The 1762-nt window shown below is 46.6% G+C and carries 3 protein-coding genes; all 3 read right to left on the bottom strand.

What is annotated here, in order from left to right; translation table 11 throughout:
• On the bottom strand, positions 1–759 hold a 759-nt coding region (gene rpoH / locus B7X71_RS17160), incomplete at its 3' end, for an RNA polymerase sigma factor RpoH (protein WP_293601631.1).
• 184 nt (positions 760–943) lie between these two features.
• Positions 944–1195 carry a hypothetical protein gene (locus B7X71_RS17155; RefSeq protein ID WP_293601630.1) on the bottom strand — a complete coding sequence of 84 codons (252 nt, stop codon included), beginning with the start codon at positions 1193–1195 and terminating at the stop codon, positions 944–946.
• Positions 1156–1762: signal recognition particle receptor subunit alpha (locus tag B7X71_RS17150; RefSeq protein ID WP_293601629.1), on the bottom strand; the 607-nt coding region annotated here is incomplete at its 5' end. The genes B7X71_RS17150 and B7X71_RS17155, both read right to left, overlap by 40 nt.

The raw sequence follows: 1762 nt of genomic DNA, 5'->3' as shown, positions 1-1762 counted from the left end.
GGCGAGATCATGCAATGTCTTTGTGCCATTACCATCCGCATCCATTGCCAGCCAACGGGATTGCACAATGTTGCGACTACGCTCATCTAAAGCCATGAGAGCTTGATCCAATTGAGGGCCATGTAATGCATCCGTTGCAGCCGCTGCCATCATCTCAGTAGGCTCTTGATTGCTATCTGCCAACCATTGAATTGGTGCATAGGCTGATTCGTCATCGCTGTCATCACCTTCTAAGGCAACATCGCCACCAGCCAGACGCATTTCCATCTCTTTAACGTCAGAACCTTTGACGTCCAGAGCCTTAGCCAAGGCCTCAACTTCACTTGGAGTCAGTGCAGCTAGAGTGGGCTTATTGCTGCGTAAATTAAAGAACAACTTACGTTGCGCTTTGGTTGTAGCTACTTTCACTAAACGCCAATTCTTGAGAATGTACTCATGAATCTCTGCCTTAATCCAATGGATTGCGTAAGAGACTAAGCGTGCGCCTTGGTTTGGGTCGTAGCGCTTAACAGCCTTCATTAAACCAATATTGCCCTCTTGAATGAGGTCGGCATGCGGAATGCCATAACCTAAATACTGACGAGCAACAGATACCACCAAGCGAAGGTGTGAGAGAACCAAAGTTTTTGCAGCGTCTACATTTTCAGTACGACGAAATTCTAGCGCGAGGTGAAGCTCCTCTGCGGCACTGAGCATGGGTACGCGATTTACGTACGAGATATAAGAGTCGAGTGTGCCAACCCCAAGGGAAGGCAGCATCGGAAAGGCAAGCGAAGCCGCGGCAGTCTGCGCTGCCGGCAGTGTTTGCCTTGCCTGCAATTGCGGATTGTATGTTTTCTTTTGAACCATTTTCTTTTTATATATTTTAGGTATTAATAGAGTTCTATTTTAGCACTCTTGTCAAGAGAGTGCTAATGGTTTTTTACTTCTATAAGTCTATGATTTAATTGAATAATTCAGAAGAATATTGTGCGGCAGTGAAAGGGGCTAAATCGTTAATTCCCTCACCTTTGCCTAGGGCTAAAACCGCTGGTTTTGACCCATCTTTGAGGGTGTGAGCAAGCGCACAGATCACTCCACCTTTAGCGGTGCCATCTAACTTTGTCACGATTAAGGCTGATAGGCCTAAAGCAGCATGAAAGGCCTTTACTTGGCTTAAACCATTTTGACCAGTATTGCCATCAAGAACGAGCAAAGTCTGGTGAGGGGCCTATCAATAATCAAAATATCGCTCTTACGAGACACTGCAGCATGAATCGCATCATGCGCTACGGCTGCAGCATCACCACTTTCTTGCATGATGACGTCAACTTGGTTGCGCCCACCCCATTCCAGGAGCTGATTGCGTGCAGCCGCCCGGAAAGTATCGCCTGCTGCCAGTAAGACGGACTTGCCTTGTGACTGAAAGAGTTTGCAGAGTTTGCCGATGGTGGTGGTCTTACCAGCACCATTGACGCCAATTACTAGCCATATTTCCGGAGTGGTCTTTTGTTCATGAACAAATAAAGGGTTAGGGCTTGGCTCCAAAGGCTTTAAGAGACTTGCCACCTCTTGAATCAGTAGTTGCTTTAGATCTTCTGGACTACTGACATTTTCTGATTTGGCAGCCTTGCGAAGTTTGCTAATCAGTTGTTCGGTCGTAGGTAGGCCTACATCACTCAAAATGAGAGATTCTTCTAGGGCATCAAACCAGGCTTCGTCAGTCTGATTCGATTTGAATAGGGATCCGAGGGTTTTACGTAAGCCGAACATAATCGATACA

Source organism: Polynucleobacter sp. 39-46-10 (genome assembly GCF_002282275.1).
Note: the sequence above shows the minus strand (reverse complement) of the source record. Positions and strands in the feature narration are given on the sequence as shown.